We start from the raw sequence: 17,997 nt of genomic DNA, 5'->3' as shown, positions 1-17,997 counted from the left end.
CGGCGAGGAACCATCGACCATCGCCGACCGATCTTGAAAGGGCTTCCGGAGGCGGAGAGGCGTGAGACCCCCGATCATCGAAGCGATCGGCCTGACGGCAAAATTCATCGGGCCGGAAACGGAGCTGCGGGCGCTCAGCGATGTGTCTTTTTCCGTCCATCGCGAGGAATTCATCTGCGTGGCGGGGCCTTCCGGCTGCGGAAAAAGCACCCTGCTGCGCCTCCTCGGCGGATTGCTGCGTCCGACGGCAGGGCGGGTGTTGTTCGAAGGCCGGGGACTCGTCAATCCGTCGCCGCGGATCGGGTTTGTCTTCCAACGGGCGAATCTGATGCCTTGGCGGAGCGTCGAAGCGAACATCCGCCTGCCCCTCGAATTGGGCGGCACATCCCGCGCCCAAGCGGCGCGGACGGTCGCCGGCCTGACAGCGTTGGTCGGGCTGTCCGGTTTCGAGCACAGCCTGCCGCGGGAGCTTTCCGGCGGGATGGCCCAGCGCGTCGCCCTGGCGCGGGCTCTGGCCCATGATCCGGAGGTGTTGCTGCTTGACGAACCCTTCGGGGCGCTGGATGCGATGACCCGCGACCGGATGGGCGCCGAGCTGATGCGCATCACCCAAGCCCAGCGGAAGACGGTGGTGATGGTGACGCATTCGATCCCCGAGGCGCTCCTGCTCGCCGACCGGGTGCTGGTGCTCTCATCCCGTCCCGGTACGCTGAGGATGGAACTGGCCGTCGATCTGCCCCGGCCGCGACGGGAAGAGATGGCTTACACGCGCAGGTTTGGCAAGATGGCCGAAAGGATCCGGGCCGCGATCGGGGAGGCGGTATAATCTGAGCCCCGATGGTGTCCATCCTTCTCGGCGGATCGCGCCGGGAAGGCCCACGCCCCAGTAGCTCAATGGATAGAGCAGGGCACTCCTAAGGCCAAGGCTGGGGGTCCGATTCCCTCCTGGGGCACAAGAAAACGCCGGAAGCGAATCCGGCGTTTTGTTTTTCCATCCGGCTTCGGACGCCGGACAAACGCTCTATGCTATACTCACGGCGGCGGGCACTGGAGGTGAAATGGAATTATTGAAGGAACGCATTCTGAAAACCGGCCGCAACCTGGGCAACGGAATCCTGAAGGTCGACGGGTTCATCAACCACCAGGTCGATCCGATCCTGATGGACGAGTGCGGCAAGGAATTCGCAAAGCGCTTCCAAGGGGTCGGTGCCGCCAAAGTGCTGACGGCGGAAATTTCCGGAATAGCCCCAGCGCTGTTGACCGCGTTGGAACTGCGCCTGCCCGTCGTTTACGCCCGCAAGACCAAACCGATCACCATGCCGGATCAGGTGTTCCTGACCCTGGCCCCCTCGCACACCAAAGGACGGACGATCGAGCTGATCGTCTCTCCGGAATTCCTCGTGGAAGGGGATAAAGTCCTGATCATCGACGATTTCCTGGCCACCGGACAGACCATCCTCGGGTTGGTGCGGCTGGCACAGGCGGCCGGGGCGCAGGTGGTCGGCATCGGCGCGTTGATCGAGAAAACCTTCGACGGCGGCCGGGAGTTGCTGCGATCCGTCGGCGTTCCGATCGAAGCGCTGGCGGTGATCACTGATATGCAGGATGGGAAGATCGTGTTCGCGCCCTAGCGAGTCGATTACTTACGGATGGCAAATCCGGCGGTTCCCGTCGTCCCCCCTTCTTCATGGATCGTCGATCAATGGGGGGACATTGATTCACATGGGCGGGCCTGCGGAAGGATGCGCCCTTCGGCGCAAAGGTTTGGCCGTCGTCATAGAGGAAGGGGATTTTCCCGCAGGCGGCAAAAATGACCGCGGGATCGATCCGGGAATTTGGAGAGTCTCCATGGATTCCGTCTCCGTTCTGGATTTTGGATCGCAATACTCCCAACTGATCGCCCGCAGGATCCGCGAGGCGCAGGTGTTTTGCGAATTATTCCCCTTCGACGCGCCGGAAGAAAAGGTCGCAGCGCGAAATCCGACGGCGTTCATCCTCTCCGGAGGACCGAACAGCGTGTACGAACCGGGCGCACCCGCCCTGCCCCCCTACGTGTTGGCTTCCGGCAAACCCGTTCTGGGGATTTGCTACGGGATGCATCTGTTGGCCCGCGCGCTAGGCGGAAGCGTGGCGGCTTCCGATCGCCGCGAGTACGGCCGGTCGGAAGTCCGGCCGAACTCCGGATCGCTTCTGCTTCCCAAAGCGGCTTTTCAGGCTTGGATGAGTCACGGCGACCGTGTGGAACGGCTCCCGGAGGGGTTCCGCGCGACGGCTGTCAGTGACAACTGCCCGACGGCGGCGATGGAGGATCCGCGGCGGCGGCTTTTCGCGCTCCAATTCCATCCGGAAGTGAACCATACCGAGGGCGGGAAGGAAATGCTGGCCGCGTTCCTGCGCGCGGCAGGGGTGAAATCCGAGTGGACACCCGAATCGGTCGTCGAAAGCTGCGTTGCGGACATCCGTCTGCGGGTCGGCGAAGCGGCGGTGGTGGCGGGTGTGAGTGGCGGGGTGGATTCGACCGTAGCGGCGGCGCTGGTCCACCGCGCGGTTGGCGATCAGTTGACCTGCATTTTCGTCGACACCGGGATGCTGCGATCCGGCGAAGGGGAGGCGGTGACGGCCGCTTTCCGCGGAACGCTGGGCGCCCGGCTGATTGCAGTGAACGCCGCGGAGGATTTTATCGAGGCGCTGGCCGGAGTAACCGATCCGGAGCGGAAGCGGAAGATCATCGGAGAAAAATTCATCCGGACCTTCGAGCGCGAAGCCCTGCGCACGGCGGGCGGCGGCGGGCCCGCGCGCTTCCTGGTGCAGGGAACGATCTATCCGGACGTGGTGGAAAGCCGCGCCGCAGAGCGCTCCTCGGCCGATAAAATCAAAACCCACCATAACGTCGGCGGCCTGCCGAAGGATCTCGGATTCGACCTTGTCGAACCTTTGCGTTACCTGTTCAAGGACGAGGTCCGCAAAGTCGGCGCCGAACTCGGATTGCCCGAGGAACTCGTTTGGCGCCAGCCGTTTCCCGGGCCGGGCCTTGCGGTGCGCTGCCTGGGCGAAGTCACTTGGCCGCGGCTCGAGATCCTGCGGGCCGCGGAGAAGATCCTGTCCGATGAATTGGCCGCGGCCGACATGATGCGCAACGAAACGTCGCAGGCCTTCGCGGTCCTGTTGCCCGTCCGGTCGGTGGGCGTCATGGGCGACGGACGGACCTATCAGGAAGTCTGCGCCATTCGGGCCGTGACGACGGAGGATTTTATGACCGCCGACTGGGCCCGTCTGCCGCACGGACTTTTGGCGCGCATCTCCGGTCGGATCGTCAACGAAGTGAAGGGGATCAACCGGGTCGTCTACGATGTGACCAGCAAACCGCCGGCGACGATCGAATGGGAATGAGCGCAGCTGCGTGACGCCCTTCCGCATCATCCGCGAAAGCGTCCGCATCACCTTCCGCTCGCGGTCGTTGTGGATGCTGGCTTTGCTTCTCTACCTGGTCATGATCCCGGCGTTGATTCTGACCGGAGGGCTGGGCGCCGCCGCGTCGACCGTGATGCTCCACGCGCGGCAAAACCCGCTCGGCGCGGCCGCGGTTCCGCTCCCGGCTTTTTCCGCGGTCGAAGGGATTCTCTTGCTCCTGGCTTTGCTGTTTCTGCTGACCGTCACTTCGCTGCTTTCGTGGGCGGTCCAGGCGGCGATGGTCCGCGCCGCGGATGCGGCGGCAAACGGGGAAACGGTATCGGTCTGCGAGGCGCTCAACCTGGGCCGGGAACGCTGGGTCGGTCTTCTCAAGCTGGCCTTCACGCTGGGTTTCCTAATCCAGGCTTTGGGAATTCTCCCCGCCCTGTTCGCAGTCCTGCTGCGCGACAACACGGCCTGGGGCTCCGCGGCGGCGCCGCTGATCCAAACCTTCCTCTCGCCGTTCAACGTCGTCCTGGGGGTGGCGGTGTTCCTGCTGATGATGTCAATCGCGCTGGAAGGCGCGCGCCCGCGGACGGCCTTGGGGAGGATCGGCCAACTTGTCCGCGCGGGATGGCGTGGGTTCCTGCTCGCTTATTTGGTGCAAGGCGCCCTTGCCCTGACGGTGGCGTTCGTGTTCGCCTTCGTTCTGGCGCTCGTGCTGATCCTGATCGCCGCGGCCTGGCTGAGCGGATCGACCGCCGGAACCGCGATCGCGGTTGTGATCTGTCTGCTTACCGCCCCCGTCGGGGCGGCGTTGATGACTTTTGTGCTGGTGTTCAGCACGGTCTACTTCACGCTTACCTACCGGGAGGCGGCTGCGGCGGCAGCTTACAAAAAGACTGCATAATCCGAAGGCGCTGGCTTTACCCGTTTTCCTGGGAGGAGAAAAGCCGCGCAGACGGATTCTGCGTCCGGGACAGCGGTGCGATCCTATTAATGCCGTGCGGCTTGTTGTGCGGGAAGATGGGCGGAAGACGTCGGAAAAGAGGACCCCATGAGAGTCAGCTTATCCAAACTGTTCTCCAAGGCGTGGAGCATTACTTTGAGAAACAAGGCTCTGTGGATTTTCGGCTTCCTGGCGGCTCTGGGGGGCTGGGGCGGAAGTCCGAACATCGATATTAATTTTTCCTTGGGGTTTAGGGATTTGGATGTGAAATACCGGAGCGTCGATTACCCGTACGCCGTTTGGAATTCCGCCGACTCGTTTGAGGCCGTCGAAATCGGCCCGGCCATGGAAACGGCAATGGTTGTGATCTGCCTCCTGGTTGTCGCCCTGGCTGTCGCCCTGGCTGTCGCTGCGCTGGGGCTGTGGCTCATAACCATCGTCGGGTATGGAGGCTTGATCGGGGGGATTCTCAAGGCGGATGCGGGCGAATCCATCCACGTTCGAGAGATCTGGGATGCCGGAGTTCGATTCTTCCCGCGCCTGCTTCTTCTCCGCCTCTTGGCAATCGCCGTTGTAATCGTCATTGCGGTGATCGTCGTCTTGCTGATGATCGCTGCGCCGGATGCGTCCATGCTGATCTTTCTCTGCGGATTCGGTTGTCCGCCGTTGTGCTGTGGGTTCATTCTTTTGGGATTCGTCATCGCCGGGTTGTTTGGACTGATGGATTATGCGGTCGTGGTGGAAAATGCAAATGCGGGCGAGGCCATCCGCCGGGCTTGGGCGGTGCTTCGGACCCACACCATCACGGTGCTGGTCTTATGGCTGATCTTGTTCGGAGTTTCTTTGGGCGCGGCAATCGGGCTTTTCGCAATGGCCGTCCCGGCGTGGAGTATGCTGTCCTACGGATTGTCCGGCGGGATGGAGGCCCTGAACGGCGCGAAGGCCTTGCCGTTGCTCATCGGCCTGTTGCTGATGGCGCCCACCGTGTGGGCGGCGATTTTGATCCAATCGATCTTGGCGGTATGGAAAACCGCTTTCCTGGCGCTGGGTTATCGGGATCTCGCCAAGGTCACGCCGCTCATCGAGAGCGCGTTCCGGACCGACTCTGGCCGACCGGAGCAATGAGGCGCGTTCGACGCAATCCGTCTGATGACTGCGCGGCCTGGAGAGCCTCACACCGGCAACCGCCCTCGGCGCGTTCTTCGCCGGCGGCGAAAGCGGACGGCATCCAACATCATCGAAAGCCACAGGACTCCGGCTAAGGAACTCCCGCATTGCAGGGGCGGGTGCACCCATCGCCCGCGCCGGCCCTGGAAAGCGGTCGGCGGCGGGGAGGCCGTCGAATTGGAGTTTAGCGGCAACTCCCGTACCTACAACCGGGCATGTATCGACCTCCATCCTCCGCACCGTGAGAATCCGCTGACGCTCCTTTGCGGAATGATGCGCGGACTGCGCGATCCTGAAAAAAACCGTGAATGGTGTTACAATTACCAAAGGTCGATACGTCGGCACACCCGAAGTTTTTCCGTTCACGGTAATTAGAAAGGATTTGACATGGGCCTCTTCGATTCAATCCTCGAAAAGCTCGGCATCAAGAAGGCTCCGGAGGCAAAACCCGCGTCCAAGGTCGTAGAGGGGGGAGCCTCAGCGACCGCGGCGGCTGCGATGGCCGCCTCGGCGGCGGCCGCCAAGAAGGCAATCCCGGTGGTGGACGTAGTCACCAAGCTCGAGGGAATGGCCAAGAAGTATCCGATGAAGCTGAATTGGAAGGAATCGATCGTGGATCTGCTCGTGCTCCTCGATCTTCCACACGGAGCGGAGGATCTGAAGAATTTGGCGGTGGAGTTGAACTGCCCGGCCGCCATCGTCGACGATTCCTTCAAGCGGAATATGTGGCTTCACAAAACCGTGTTGAAGCTGATCGCCGAAAACGGCGGGAACATTCCGCAGAACCTGCTTGACTAGTCCCCGGAAAATACAATTCCATAGAGAGCTCCCGAGCGGACCGCAAAACCAGGGCCGGATCGGGAGCTCTTTCTATTCAGCGCCGCATGCTGTCTTCCGGCGCCAACGCGACGTTAATGGTTCCGGAGTAGGATAAGGCCATCCGGGCGCCGCTGGCCGGTGAGGATATAATCGTATACGAACCGGACGGGGAAGACGCGGACGGGGAGGGATACCGAGCCATGATGCGATTCGACCGATTCACCGAACGCGCCCAGGACGCCGCCCAGCGGGCCGCGGAAATCATCCAGCGCTACGGCCACAACCAGATCGACACCGAACACCTCCTGCTGGCTCTGCTCGAACAGCCGGACGGGGTGATCCCGCAGATCCTCGGAAAGCTGAGCGTCAACGTGGACGCGCTGTCCCAACGGCTGGATTCGGTCCTGCGCGGAAGCCCGAAGGCGAGCATCTACGGACAGGGGACCGGACAGATTTTCATCACGCCGCGCGTCAAACGCGTGATCGACCTGGCCAACGAAGAGGCCAACCGGCTGAAGGACGAGTACATCTCCACCGAGCATGTGTTCCTGGCGATCATCACCGCCGAACACAACACGAGCGCCGGGCGGATCCTCGTAGAGAGCGGCATCACCAAAGAAAGGGTGATGGACGCCATCCGCGAGATCCGCGGCGGGCAGCGGGTAACCGATCCGCAGGCGGAAAGCCGCTACCGGACGCTGGAGAAGTATTCCCGCGACCTGACCCAGATGGCGAAGGAGGGAAAGCTGGATCCGGTGATCGGCCGCGACGACGAGATCCTGCGGGTGGTGCAGATCCTTTCCCGGAGAACGAAGAACAATCCGGTGCTGATCGGAGAGGCGGGGGTGGGCAAAACGGCGATCGTGGAAGGGCTGGCCCAAAAAATCGCCGCCGGGGACGTTCCGGAAATCCTGATCGGCAAACGCGTGGTGGCCCTCGACCTGAGCGGCATGATCGCCGGGTCGCGGTTCCGCGGCGAATTCGAAGAGCGGCTCAAGGCGTCGATCGAGGAAATTCAGCGAGCCAGCGGCGAGATCATCCTGTTCATCGACGAATTGCACACGGTGGTGGGCGCGGGCGCGGCCCAAGGCGCCCTCGACGCATCGAACATGTTGAAGCCGGCCCTGGCCCGCGGCGAACTGCAGTGCATCGGCGCAACCACCCTCGACGAATACCACAAGCATATCGAAAAAGACGCAGCCCTCGAAAGGCGCTTCGCCCCGGTCTATGTGGACGAGCCGAGCGAAGAGGAAACCGCCGCCATGCTGCGCGGCCTGCGCGACCGCTACGAGGCGCACCATAAGGTCCGCTTCTCGGATGCGGCCCTGGTGGCGGCGGTCAAGCTCTCGCACCGCTACGTGACCGACCGGCGCCTGCCGGACAAGGCCATCGACCTGATGGACGAGGCGGCGGCCAAATTGCGCGTGGCGCTCTATTCCCTTCCTCCGGATCTGAAAAAACTCAAGGCCGAACTCTCCCGCCTGCAGGCCGAGGAGGAACAGGCCGGCCTGGCCCGCGATTACGAACACGCCGCCCAAAAGAAGGCCGAGAGGCTGCGGACCGAAGAGGAATTTAACGCCAAACGAAACCAATGGGAATCCGAACACCGCCTCGACGAAGTGGTGGACGAGAACGACATCGCCGAAGTGGTGGCCCAGTGGACGGGAATCCCGGTGACCCAAATGCTGGAAGCCGAATCCGAAAAACTCCTGCACATGGAGGAGCGGCTGGAGGAGCGGATCATCGGACAGGACGACGCGATCCACGCTCTGGCGGACGCCATCCGCCGGGCCCGCTCCGGGTTGAAGGACCCGCGCCGACCGATCGGCTCGTTCATCTTCCTCGGTTCCTCGGGCGTGGGCAAAACCGAATTGGCCAAAGCCCTGGCGCAATTCCTCTTCGACGACGAGGACGCGCTGGTGCGGGTGGACATGTCGGAATACCACGAACAGCACACCGTCAGCCGGTTGTTCGGCGCCCCGCCCGGATACGTCGGATTCGAAGAAGGCGGCCAGCTCACCGAAGCGGTCCGGCGCCGGCCGTACCGGGTGGTGCTGTTCGACGAGATCGAGAAGGCCCATCCGGACGTGTGGAACGCCCTGCTGCAGATCCTCGACGACGGGCGCATGACCGACGGGCAGGGACGGGCGGTGGATTTCCGCAACACCGTGCTGATCATGACCAGCAACTTGGGAACGGAATTCGTCAAGAAATCCGGGTCGCTGGGCTTTTTGCGCAAGGGGGAGGACGGCGAGGAGGAAGAGTCGAACGAAAAGATCGAGAAGGCCCTGAAAAACACCTTCCGGCCGGAGTTCCTCAACCGGATTGACGAAATCATCATTTTTTCGCCGCTCAAATTGGAGGATATGGAAAAGATCGTGGATTTGCAGATGAAACAGATTCAGCAGCGACTCTCCGAACAGGGGTTAACCGTGACCCTTGGCGAAGGCGCCCGCCAATGGTTGGCCAAAGAGGGGTACGATCCGGCCTTCGGCGCCCGCCCCCTGCACCGCGCGCTGCAAAAGCACATTGAGAGCCCGATCTCGGTGAAGCTGCTGCGCGGCGATTTTAAAAACGGGGATAAAGTCGTCGCCAGATACGAGGAGGGAAAGGGCCTTCTCTTCGACAAGCAGAAATGAGCCGCCGCGCGGCCAAATCAGGACGCCGGAATTGGGAGATCCCGGATTGGCGCAGCGTGTACCGCGGGGAATTCCCGATCCCGGAAAAGGTGCCCCCCAAATTCACGGGTCTGTTTTGGTTGCGGAAGTTCAGGACCATGACCGGATTTCGTCGCTGTTCGGGTTTATAATGGGAAAACCGGTGTATCTGCTCAGCCTCAGTAATATTGAAATGAAATCCTGCTCTTTTCCATCCTCACCCCTATCCCCTGGCCCCCCCCCCTCGCTCCGCTCGAGGACAGGCTTTCCCACTCTCCTGGCATAAGTCAGGAGAGGGGGAAGGGGGGTTGTGGGGTTGGGGGTGAGGAAAGGGCAGGGACGGGGGGCTGAGGAGATACAAACCGGTAATGAATTCCAAGTTGCTACATGCAGCATAGAGGTTTTTTCTCGAAAGGAGAGACCATGGACGCAGTAACCCAACTGATCATGCAGCAGATAACCGGAAAAGCCCTCTCGGGTGTCGGCAAAAAACTCGGCGTCGACCAGAATACCCTGCAAACGGCGCTCTCCATCGGCATGCCGCTTTTGGTCACGGCGCTCGCCAAAAACGCATCTAAACCAGATGGTGCGGAGGCATTGCACAAGGCCCTGTCCAAAGACCACGACGGCTCCATTCTGAACAACGTAAACGGCTATTTAAAGAAACCGGCGGTGTCCGAAGGAGCCGCAATTTTAGGCCACGTCCTGGGAAACCAGCAGGGCGCCGTCGCCCAGGGAATGGCGCAGCAAACCGGCATGTCCAACGACCAGGTGGGGCAATTGCTGAAGATCGCCGCGCCGCTGGTGATGGGCGCGCTGGGATCGCAGACCCAACAGAACCATCTGGATTCGCAAGGGCTGGCGAGCTTTCTCGGCAATCAACAGCAGGCGGCCCAACAATCCCAGCCCGATATTCTGAGCTCCCTAAATACGCTTTTGGACTCCAACAAAGACGGTTCGGCTTTGGATGACGTGCTGGGATTGGCGGGGAAGTTGCTGGGCGGCGACGAAAAAAAGTAAACCGCCGCCGGGCAGGCAGTATGGCGTCAACCAATCGCGGCGCCGAAAAATTTTCGACAGTCATCGTCCCGAGAAAGCGGGAGAAGACCGCATCGCAGTTGATGGCGAGATGCCAACCGCCCCGCGCAGGCGAAGTGCGCCGGAGTGATGCGGCGCAATCGGGTTTCTCCTGAACGCGGATTCCCGGAGAAGGAATCCCATCAAGCGATTCGGCCGGCGGTGGAGATTAACCGTCGGCCGCGTTATGTTCATGGATCCGGATGCCCGCGCCGACGCTCTGTTTCGCTCGGAGAGGAGCGGAAACGGCTGAGGGTAATCCGCCGCGGAGCCGGACGCGATCTTGGAATCCGGCCGCACGGAAGGCGACCCTTCTGAAAGGATGGCGAGGTACCCGGAAGCGAAGGACCTCTTCCTCCGCAAAGCCTCCGTCCCATTCGGCGATCGCGCAGTTTCCCATAATCCGTCAAGCCGGATGTGAGCGGCTGTACGTATGCGCCGATCTCCATACCTCCATACGGCTCACGCGGTATCCGTTGGTTGACCCTTGCGAACCGTAGGATTTCTCAAATGGATTGATCGCACCCTGAGATTTTCGGAGGCGCGAGTTTAAGCGGCCCCCGGGTTTATTCCCCAAAAATTCCCTACGACGCCAATTCCGCGACGAGCGTCTCCATCGCCGCATCCAATTCAATCCGCCCGCTTTTCACCGACTCGTCGATGTCGCGCAGGCGGCGGAAGGCCTGCTCCAGGGAAGATAGATTGAAGTTCCGCGCTTGAAGGGCGAGTTTCTGCGCCACGAAGGGATGCACATTCAGGGCGGAGGCCAAGCGGGCGGCGGGGATGCCGGAATCCAGCGCTTCGCGCGAGAGCAGCAGGAGCCGGAACTGGCGCACGACCATTGCGAACACGCCGCCGACATTTCCTTGGTCCACCGTTTTCCGCAAAAGGCGCAGGGCGCGCGACCCGTCGCGGCCGCCAATGGCGTCCACCATGTCGAAGATGCCGGTCAGCACGCTCTCCGGTGTCAGGACGGCGATGTCTTCCGGCGTGACCGCCCGGGCGAATCCGGCGTGGGTCAGCAGTTTGAGGATTTCCTGAGACAACAGGCGCGGATCGTCGCCGACGACCGAGGCCAGCATTTGCGCCGCCTGGGGCGTAAATTCGCCGCCCTCGGCCTGCGCCCGGCGGAGGATCCAGGCCGGCAATGCAGATCCCTTTGGCGGCAGGAATTGCTTGACGTAGGCCAGGGCTGGATTTTCCCCTGCCCAGCGGAGCGCCGGATGGGTGGGAGGAAGAGGTTTTTTTTCCAGCAGAACCAGGGCCGTGGAGGCGGGAATCTCCGGGAGGAATTCCAGGAGTTGCTTGAGGATTTCCTTTCCCTGAACCGGCGGATCGGAGGATTCCTCCCCGTCCGACGGGGGCTTGGTTTTTCGAGAAGAAAACCCCGAGAGGAAGCCTTCGACGATCACCAGCCGCCGCCTGGCGAGGAAGGGGGCGGTCAGACAGGCCGAACGGAGTCCGGAGAGGGAAAGAGCTTTTGATTCCAAACGGGTGGTGTTCATCCCAGCCGTCGCGGGATCGCCGAGTTTGGAGGTCAGTTGGGAGAGAAAGGCATCGATGGCAAGGTCGTCATCGCCGTGCAGAATGTAGACCACCGGCGGCGTAGTGAATGGCATGCGGGGAATTATAAAATAGAACCGGGGCTGAATGTGCGATTCCCGCCCGGGTTCCGCTTGCGGCCTTCCGAAGCGCTATGCACCTGGAGGGGGTAATCCCGCTTTCGCGGGACGGCCAAGTCCCCGCGCCTGCCCCCGCAATGCAGGGCAGGCCGCGCCCCTCGTGGGGGCGGGACTCCGGGATGCCGCGCGGCGATTTATTTTTTTCCCAGAAGGATCAACAATTTTTCAAAAGCCGCGCCGGAAGGCATGCCCTCCTTGGGCCACAGACGTTTGATGAATGCCGCATAAAATTCGGAGAATCCCAAACGGTCCTTGGCGACTTCCCGGGCTTGGGCGTAACCCCGCCGATCGCCTTGGATCGCTCCCAGCACGATCACGCCCAAGCCGATGACGATTCCTCCCCAGATCATGACCCAGGTCAACGGAACCGGCTGGGGCTTTTTCTCGAATACCACCAATTGCTCCTGCCATGTGAGGAAGCTGGCGGCGAGGCTTGCAATGGGGATGATGATCCCCAGCGCGAGATAGGGATAGAAGGCGCGCCTTGCGCCGGCGCGGACTTCCCTGGCGGATTGCAGGTAATCCTGATACAGCGGCTCGATGGATTTGGCGCTGGGAGGCGCCGGGGGAGCGGGCCGCGCCGCCTTCCCCGCTTTGGAGGCCGACTGCCTGCGTGCGGTTGTTTTGGGGGCCATCTTCGCCGTACGCTTGATCACCGCCGCGCCGGTTCGTGCAACCGGCGGCGGATCCTTCCGCGCCACCAGGCCGTTGCAGCTTGGGCAGGTGCCATCCGGCCGGGGGATAATGCGCATTTGGCAGTGCGGGCATGTGGTAATCGTCATGGACTACACCGTCTCCAAAAGGTGTATTTTCTAATTCGTTTTGACGCTTGCCGGACGGATCAGAGGATTTCTTTCAGGGCCTTAACGGGCGCGGCTTTCACCACGCGCCGCTCGGGTTTGGCCGGCACCATTTGCATCTGCTTGGTGAAGGGGTTGAGCCGTTCACGCTCAGGAGTGGCTTTCCGGATCGACACACGGACTTTAATCAATCCCGGGATAGTGACCTCGCCGTGAGTTTTTAATTCCTCGGTTACGATCTTCCCCACGGCCTCGAGGTAGGCAGCCGCTTCCTTCTTGCTCAGGTTCGTAACCTCGGCCAGTTTCCCAATGAATTCCGCCTTGCTCAATCCTTTAGCCATCGGTGGAACTCCTTTCTGAAATGCAAATGGTATGGTTGTCCGGGGGAAGACCCCTCTCACGGGCTCAAATGTACGCGATTTTTTCGATTCCCGCAAGTGGGAAACAAGAAGGAGCGCAAGCGGATGGTATACTCCTCCCATGCCGTGGGACCTTTTCGGGCACGAGTGGGCGGTCGACCTGCTTCGCAAAGACATCGCCTCCGGCCGTCTGGCGCATGCCTACCTTTTCACCGGGGCGGATGGCATCGGGAAACGGACGCTCGCCCTGCAGTTCGCCCGGGCGGTGAACTGCGAAGCCCCTCCCGAGGCAGGCGGCTTATGCGGCACCTGCCGATCCTGCCGGCTGATCGGGGCGGAAAAGCACCCGGACCTATTCCTTCTGAAGCCGAAAGGGCCGGGCGCTCGCATCTTGGTGGACGCGGCCCGCGAGGTCGCGCACGCGGTGATGCTGAAGCCGACCGAGGCCGCGCGACGCATCGCCCTGTTGGCGGATTTCCACCGAGCGCTTCCGAATGCGGCCAACGCCCTGCTTAAGACCATCGAAGAGCCTCCCCCATCCGCGATCCTTCTGTTGACGGCGGAAAGCGCCGACGAGTTGCTCCCGACGATTCCGTCGCGGTGCCGGGTGCTGGCCCTGCGCCCGCTGCGTGAGCAAACCGTGGCGCAGGCTCTGCGTGACCGGTGGCAGGTGCCCACCGGGCGGGCGGAAATGCTGGCGCGGCTTTCGGGCGGGCGGCTGGGATGGGCGGTCGAGCAGGCTTCCTGGGAGGATCTGGCGGCCGAGCGCGAAGCCTTGTTCCGTGAGTGGGCGGCGATTCTCAGGGGCGGCCGCGCCGCGCGGTTCGCCGCCGCGGAAAAGGCGGCCGCCGACCGCGACCGTTTGCGGAATGCCCTGCAATGCTGGGAATCCTTCGGGCACGACCTGCTGATCCGCACGCTGTCGCAAGACGCCGAGATCGCCAACGTCGATTTTCGCTCGCAGATCGACGAGCTCGTCCGGCGCGTCCTTCCGCGCCAAGCGCGGGATTGGCTGGCCGCCTTGCGCCGGGCGGAAGAACAGATCGACCGGAATGCCAATGTGCGGCTGGCCCTGGAGGCCGCCTTCCTGGATGCGCCGAAGGTCTGAGCAAGCCGCCGCCTCCCGCGGGCGGACCGGCCTCCTTAGCGCGGCTCGACGACCAAGCGCAGCGCCGTGCGTTCTTTCCCGTCGATGACCACTTCCACAAATGAGGGGATGCAGACGATATTCATTCCGTCCCCCTCGAGGTAGGTTCGCGCGATCGCGCAGGCCTTCACGGCTTGGTTCACCGCGCCAGCTCCGATGGCCTGGACTTCCGCATGCTTGAGTTCGCGCATCACGCCGGCGATGGCGCCGGCCACCGCGCTGGTCTTGGATTCAGCCGAGACCTTTATCACCTCCATGGCGGCACCTCCCCGGGCCGTTCCCGGCCCGATCGGCAGCAAACTTCCGCGCAAGAATGATTGTATAGGAGGGAGGGCGGGCGGCGCAAACGGCACTTTCGCCGGCGGAGGGGAAACCGGGGATCGGGGCCGCAAGCGGGGGCGGAGAGCGGGAAGGCCGCCACGAACCGGAACGCATCGGCCGTGTCCGCCGGGCAATCCGATCCGCGGTTGCATAATAAGGGGCGGGCGGCGCAACGGATCCGCGGATCGCATCCGTCCTTCCCCGTTGCGGCGTTCCTTCCCTTGCCCCTGCGGGACGGGAACATTATACTGGTACGCCGAACCCGGATTGATCCTGTGGAAGAGGGCCCCATGACGAAGCGACTCCCACTGACTCTCCTCTGCCTGCTGTTCACGGCCGCCTGCCTGACCACCGCCGCGCCCGATACAAACCAAGTGGGGACCGAAGTGGCGTTGAAACTCACTTCGATCGCCGCCCTCACGCAATCCGGGGGAACGCCGATCGGTCCGGTGCCGGACGGCGGCGGTTCGCCGGACGAACTCCCGACGGTGACGCCGACCGGATCGCCACCGCCTTCGGCCACCCCGACCGTGACGCCGACAGTCACGCCTACTCCGTCCTTCACGCCGCCGGCGGACGACCCGGCCCTGACGCTCGGGGCTCCCGACTACCAGACGGATTTCCCCGACGGAACCAACTGGTACCTCTACGAGGATTCCGGCGTCCGTTTCGCGGTGGTCGATCACAAATTCGTCATGACCGCCAAGAACGCCAATTCTTACGACGGATGGACCTTGACCGCCTGGAAGCTGACCGATTTTTATCTGGAGATGACCGCCGTGCCCGACGCCTGCTCCGGCCGCGATCGCTACGGACTGGTTGTGGGACAACCGGGGCCTGGGGAAAACCCCGCCTTTCTGTTTAAGGTTTCGTGCGATGGATACTACTCCTTCGGCTTCTTCGATTTCGACATCGATGACAAATTCCATTACCTGAAGGACTGGACGAAGAGCGCGTACATCCTCGCCGGTCCGAACCAGACCAACCGCGTCGGGTTCATGGCGGAAGGCGCGCACCTGTCGTTGTACGTCAACGGCCATTTCCTAACCGACCTGAACGAACCGACGTTCGGCGAAGGGGTGTTCGGATTGTTCGTCGGCTCCGTAAACACCGTGAATTTCACCGTCAGAGTCAGCAAGGTCGCCTATTGGATGCTTCCCTGAGCGGATGCGGGTTCCCGACGGACGGGAGCGGAGGATGAATTTCCAAACGGGCGCTGTCAAACCTGAGGCGGAGAGGCTCCGCCGGATAAGGGTCTCCGAGTTTTTTTATGCCGTGATCGCGGCCGGGATGCTCTCCGCTTGCACGATTGAAATGATCACGCCCACCGTCCGGCCGACGAACGCGGCGACCGTTACGCCCGAACTCCCGCTCGCGTCCCTGCTCCCGACCATCGCCGCGGAACCCACCGAAACGGCGACCATTCCCCCGACCGTTACCCCCGATGTCCTCCGACCCGCCGAGGCCGGACAGCGGATTTTCCACGACGCGCTCGATAATTCCGACGCCGGATGGAGTGTGGCGACGACCTCCGCCGGAACCGTCGATTTTTCCAGCGGAATGCTGGTTTTCGCGCTTAAAATCCCGTACACCTCCCTGGTCTCGGAATTATCCGTCGTGTTTCCGGCAGACGTATATATCGAGGCGACTGTTCAAACCCTGCTCTGCGGGGAGGGATGGGAAACCTTCGGGATTATTTTCCGCAACGGCAAGGAATATAGCTACCGCTACGCCGTCACCTGCTTCGGCCAGCTGCGCTTCGAGCGGTACAAGGGAACATCCTTGGATGGGCCGAGCGCCTGGCGGGAAACCCTCGGCCTGCTGCAGGGCGCGCCGGCGACCAATCGCATCGGGGTGCTCATCCAGGGCCGGCTCTTCCGCTTCTTCGTCGGCGGGATCGAGGTCTTCGCCGGGCAGGACCCGATGAGCGATTCGGGCGGTGCGGGGTTGTTCATACGCACCGACAAGAGCGGCGTTTTCTCGGTCGGATTTGACGATTTTTCCGTATATGCGCTGAACGAATCTCCGTAGGACGGCTTGCACCCCCGCTACAAAAGCAAATCCCTCTTGACAAAATCGCAAATAGAGTTATATTCTAAATAAGTTTGTAGTGCAAAATTATTTGTAATCGGGAGTAAAAATGGCAGATTTGCAGAAAATCCGATATTTAGCGGCTAACCTGCCGGAATTGCAGGGATTGAAAGCCGTCCCGGTCGGATTGCTCGCTTTCTATGTTTTCATCAAAGAGCCCGGGAACTGTACGATGGATATTCTCCTCCTTCCCGCCCTGATCGCGCTGTACGCCTTCATGCACCGGCATTATCGGAAAACATTCGGATGGGTGGAAGCAACCAAGGAATATAAACAGCAATATTACCGGCTGTCCCTGGCTGTGATGGCGGTAGCGGTCGCGGGGTTCGCCGCGGACGCATACTTCCGCCCGCCGATCTCCATGGTCGGACTCGCGTTCGCATCGATCATGCTGTGGACCCAAGCTTGGATGGTCCGACAGGCCGGCGGTTGGGATTGGACGATCTTCCCCGGCGGATGGATATGCATCGCGCTGGTTTTTTGTTCGGCGTTCCTGCCGCTATTAGGGGAGGAGACGATCGGCCGGCTGGGATTCGCAGCGGGATTGAATCTGGTCGGGGCGGCGATCGGAATCCTGTATGCGTTGTACGGGGTGTTGGAGCACTTCTTCCTGGCTCGCTCGCTGCCGGCGCCCGCGGAAGAAGCTGCCCGGCGATAAAACGCTTGAAGGGATGCGCGAACCGGAGCAACCGGTTCGCTTTCCGGAAAAGCCGGATTTCTTGCCTGATGCATCGGCCGACGCATTCGGAATTAAAAATGCCATGCGGATGAAGGAACGTTTTTTTAGGAGGAAGAATGACCAACCTGGAAAACATCCGGTTTATCGCGACCAATTTTTCGGTCTTGTATGGGCTTCGGGCTGTCCCGATCGGCATGTGTCTTTCGTATGTCTTCGCAGAGGGTGCGATAGAGGAATTCACTCCCGACCTGCTCATACCGATTTTGTTGATCGTTCTGTCTGTATGCGCACACATTTATTATCAGAGGACATACGGGCGGGTGGAAGCCACAAAGGAATTCCGAAGGGAATATAGCCTATTAACCTTTGCGGTTATGGCGGTTGCGATGGCCGGAGTCGTATTTGACACATGGAATCTGATCCCGGTTTCCGTATTTGCAATCGCTTTCGCGCTGACCATGCTATGGTCTCAAATGTGGATGGTCCGGCAGGCGGGCGTTAAGAATCCGTTTCTCTTTCCGGCCGGACTGGTGTGCATCGCCTTGGTTTTTCTCTCGGCGTTTCTTCCCCTTTTCGGAGAAAACACCTTCGGCACGTTCGGTTGGGGGGGGGTCAACCCGGCATTCCTTCCGCTGTTGGGGGATAAGGTTTTTGGAGCGTTCCATCTCCGGTCAAGTATCTCCTTTGTTTACGCTACGGTCGGCGTCCTGTATGCGCTCTACGGGGTGATGGAACATTTCTTCATGGTCCGTTTCCTGTCGCCCGCCGCGAAGGAAATCCAAAGACAACCGGTTTGATCGATCCGTCGGTTGGGATGGAAGGAACTCTCCCTGCGAACCGAACGGATCGGACGGATTGC

The 17,997-nt window shown here is 61.6% G+C and carries 17 protein-coding genes and 1 tRNA gene; 14 read left to right on the top strand and 4 right to left on the bottom strand.

Annotated elements, in window-relative coordinates; all coding sequences use genetic code 11:
* Positions 1-61 precede the first annotated feature (61 nt).
* The 9 genes from JW929_02625 (at position 62) to JW929_02585 (ending at position 10,002) form a co-directional block, all read left to right on the top strand.
* Positions 62-826 (top strand): ABC transporter ATP-binding protein, encoded by a 765-nt coding sequence (locus JW929_02625; GenBank protein ID MBN1438278.1) that lies wholly within the window; start codon positions 62-64, stop codon positions 824-826.
* A gap of 54 nt (positions 827-880) precedes the next feature.
* Positions 881-953: transfer RNA gene (locus JW929_02620), tRNA-Arg, on the top strand.
* Positions 954-1,058: 105 nt separating this feature from the next.
* Entirely contained in the window at positions 1,059-1,631 is a 573-nt protein-coding gene (gene xpt / locus JW929_02615) for a xanthine phosphoribosyltransferase (protein ID MBN1438277.1), read from the top strand.
* 217 nt (positions 1,632-1,848) lie between these two features.
* Positions 1,849-3,390 carry a glutamine-hydrolyzing GMP synthase gene (gene guaA, locus JW929_02610; GenBank protein MBN1438276.1) on the top strand — a complete coding sequence of 514 codons (1,542 nt, stop codon included), beginning with the start codon at positions 1,849-1,851 and terminating at the stop codon, positions 3,388-3,390.
* A 10-nt stretch (positions 3,391-3,400) separates the two neighbouring features.
* Positions 3,401-4,300: a hypothetical protein gene (locus JW929_02605; GenBank protein MBN1438275.1), complete on the top strand. Its 900-nt coding sequence runs from the start codon at positions 3,401-3,403 to the stop codon at positions 4,298-4,300.
* 195 nt (positions 4,301-4,495) lie between these two features.
* Entirely contained in the window at positions 4,496-5,464 is a 969-nt protein-coding gene (locus tag JW929_02600) for a hypothetical protein (GenBank protein ID MBN1438274.1), read from the top strand.
* Between the two features lie 429 nt (positions 5,465-5,893).
* Positions 5,894-6,304: a DUF3597 family protein gene (locus JW929_02595; protein ID MBN1438273.1), complete on the top strand. Its 411-nt coding sequence runs from the start codon at positions 5,894-5,896 to the stop codon at positions 6,302-6,304.
* 224 nt (positions 6,305-6,528) lie between these two features.
* Positions 6,529-8,964 carry an AAA family ATPase gene (locus tag JW929_02590; GenBank protein MBN1438272.1) on the top strand — a complete coding sequence of 812 codons (2,436 nt, stop codon included), beginning with the start codon at positions 6,529-6,531 and terminating at the stop codon, positions 8,962-8,964.
* A gap of 441 nt (positions 8,965-9,405) precedes the next feature.
* On the top strand, positions 9,406-10,002 hold the full coding sequence (locus JW929_02585) for a DUF937 domain-containing protein (protein ID MBN1438271.1): 597 nt from the start codon (positions 9,406-9,408) through the stop codon (positions 10,000-10,002).
* A 641-nt stretch (positions 10,003-10,643) separates the two neighbouring features.
* On the opposite strand, the gene holA is transcribed toward JW929_02585, so the two are convergent.
* The 3 genes from holA to JW929_02570 all read right to left on the bottom strand — a co-directional run bounded on the left by holA (position 10,644) and on the right by JW929_02570 (position 12,882).
* On the bottom strand, positions 10,644-11,678 hold the full coding sequence (gene holA, locus JW929_02580; protein MBN1438270.1) for a DNA polymerase III subunit delta: 1,035 nt from the start codon (positions 11,676-11,678) through the stop codon (positions 10,644-10,646).
* A gap of 197 nt (positions 11,679-11,875) precedes the next feature.
* Entirely contained in the window at positions 11,876-12,523 is a 648-nt protein-coding gene (locus tag JW929_02575; GenBank protein MBN1438269.1) for a hypothetical protein, read from the bottom strand.
* 59 nt (positions 12,524-12,582) lie between these two features.
* Positions 12,583-12,882: an HU family DNA-binding protein gene (locus JW929_02570; protein MBN1438268.1), complete on the bottom strand. Its 300-nt coding sequence runs from the start codon at positions 12,880-12,882 to the stop codon at positions 12,583-12,585.
* A gap of 139 nt (positions 12,883-13,021) precedes the next feature.
* Between JW929_02570 and holB the strand changes: the two genes are divergently transcribed.
* A complete protein-coding gene (holB, locus tag JW929_02565; GenBank protein MBN1438267.1) occupies positions 13,022-14,008 on the top strand; it encodes a DNA polymerase III subunit delta' in 987 nt (328 codons plus the stop codon).
* A gap of 35 nt (positions 14,009-14,043) precedes the next feature.
* On the opposite strand, the gene JW929_02560 is transcribed toward holB, so the two are convergent.
* Positions 14,044-14,304 carry a stage V sporulation protein S gene (locus JW929_02560; GenBank protein MBN1438266.1) on the bottom strand — a complete coding sequence of 87 codons (261 nt, stop codon included), beginning with the start codon at positions 14,302-14,304 and terminating at the stop codon, positions 14,044-14,046.
* Positions 14,305-14,658: 354 nt separating this feature from the next.
* On the opposite strand from JW929_02560, the gene JW929_02555 reads away from it, so the two are divergent.
* The 4 genes from JW929_02555 to JW929_02540 all read left to right on the top strand — a co-directional run bounded on the left by JW929_02555 (position 14,659) and on the right by JW929_02540 (position 17,935).
* Complete coding sequence (locus tag JW929_02555; protein MBN1438265.1) at positions 14,659-15,531, top strand: hypothetical protein; 873 nt, start codon at positions 14,659-14,661, stop codon at positions 15,529-15,531.
* A 34-nt stretch (positions 15,532-15,565) separates the two neighbouring features.
* A complete protein-coding gene (locus JW929_02550) occupies positions 15,566-16,399 on the top strand; it encodes a hypothetical protein (GenBank protein MBN1438264.1) in 834 nt (277 codons plus the stop codon).
* A 109-nt stretch (positions 16,400-16,508) separates the two neighbouring features.
* Entirely contained in the window at positions 16,509-17,117 is a 609-nt protein-coding gene (locus JW929_02545) for a hypothetical protein (protein ID MBN1438263.1), read from the top strand.
* 137 nt (positions 17,118-17,254) lie between these two features.
* On the top strand, positions 17,255-17,935 hold the full coding sequence (locus tag JW929_02540; GenBank protein MBN1438262.1) for a hypothetical protein: 681 nt from the start codon (positions 17,255-17,257) through the stop codon (positions 17,933-17,935).
* The last annotated feature ends 62 nt before the right edge of the window (positions 17,936-17,997 follow it).

This window comes from Anaerolineales bacterium, from assembly GCA_016928575.1.
GTDB lineage: Bacteria > Chloroflexota > Anaerolineae > Anaerolineales > RBG-16-64-43 > JAFGKK01.
This window is presented reverse-complemented; position numbering and strand designations above follow the sequence as displayed.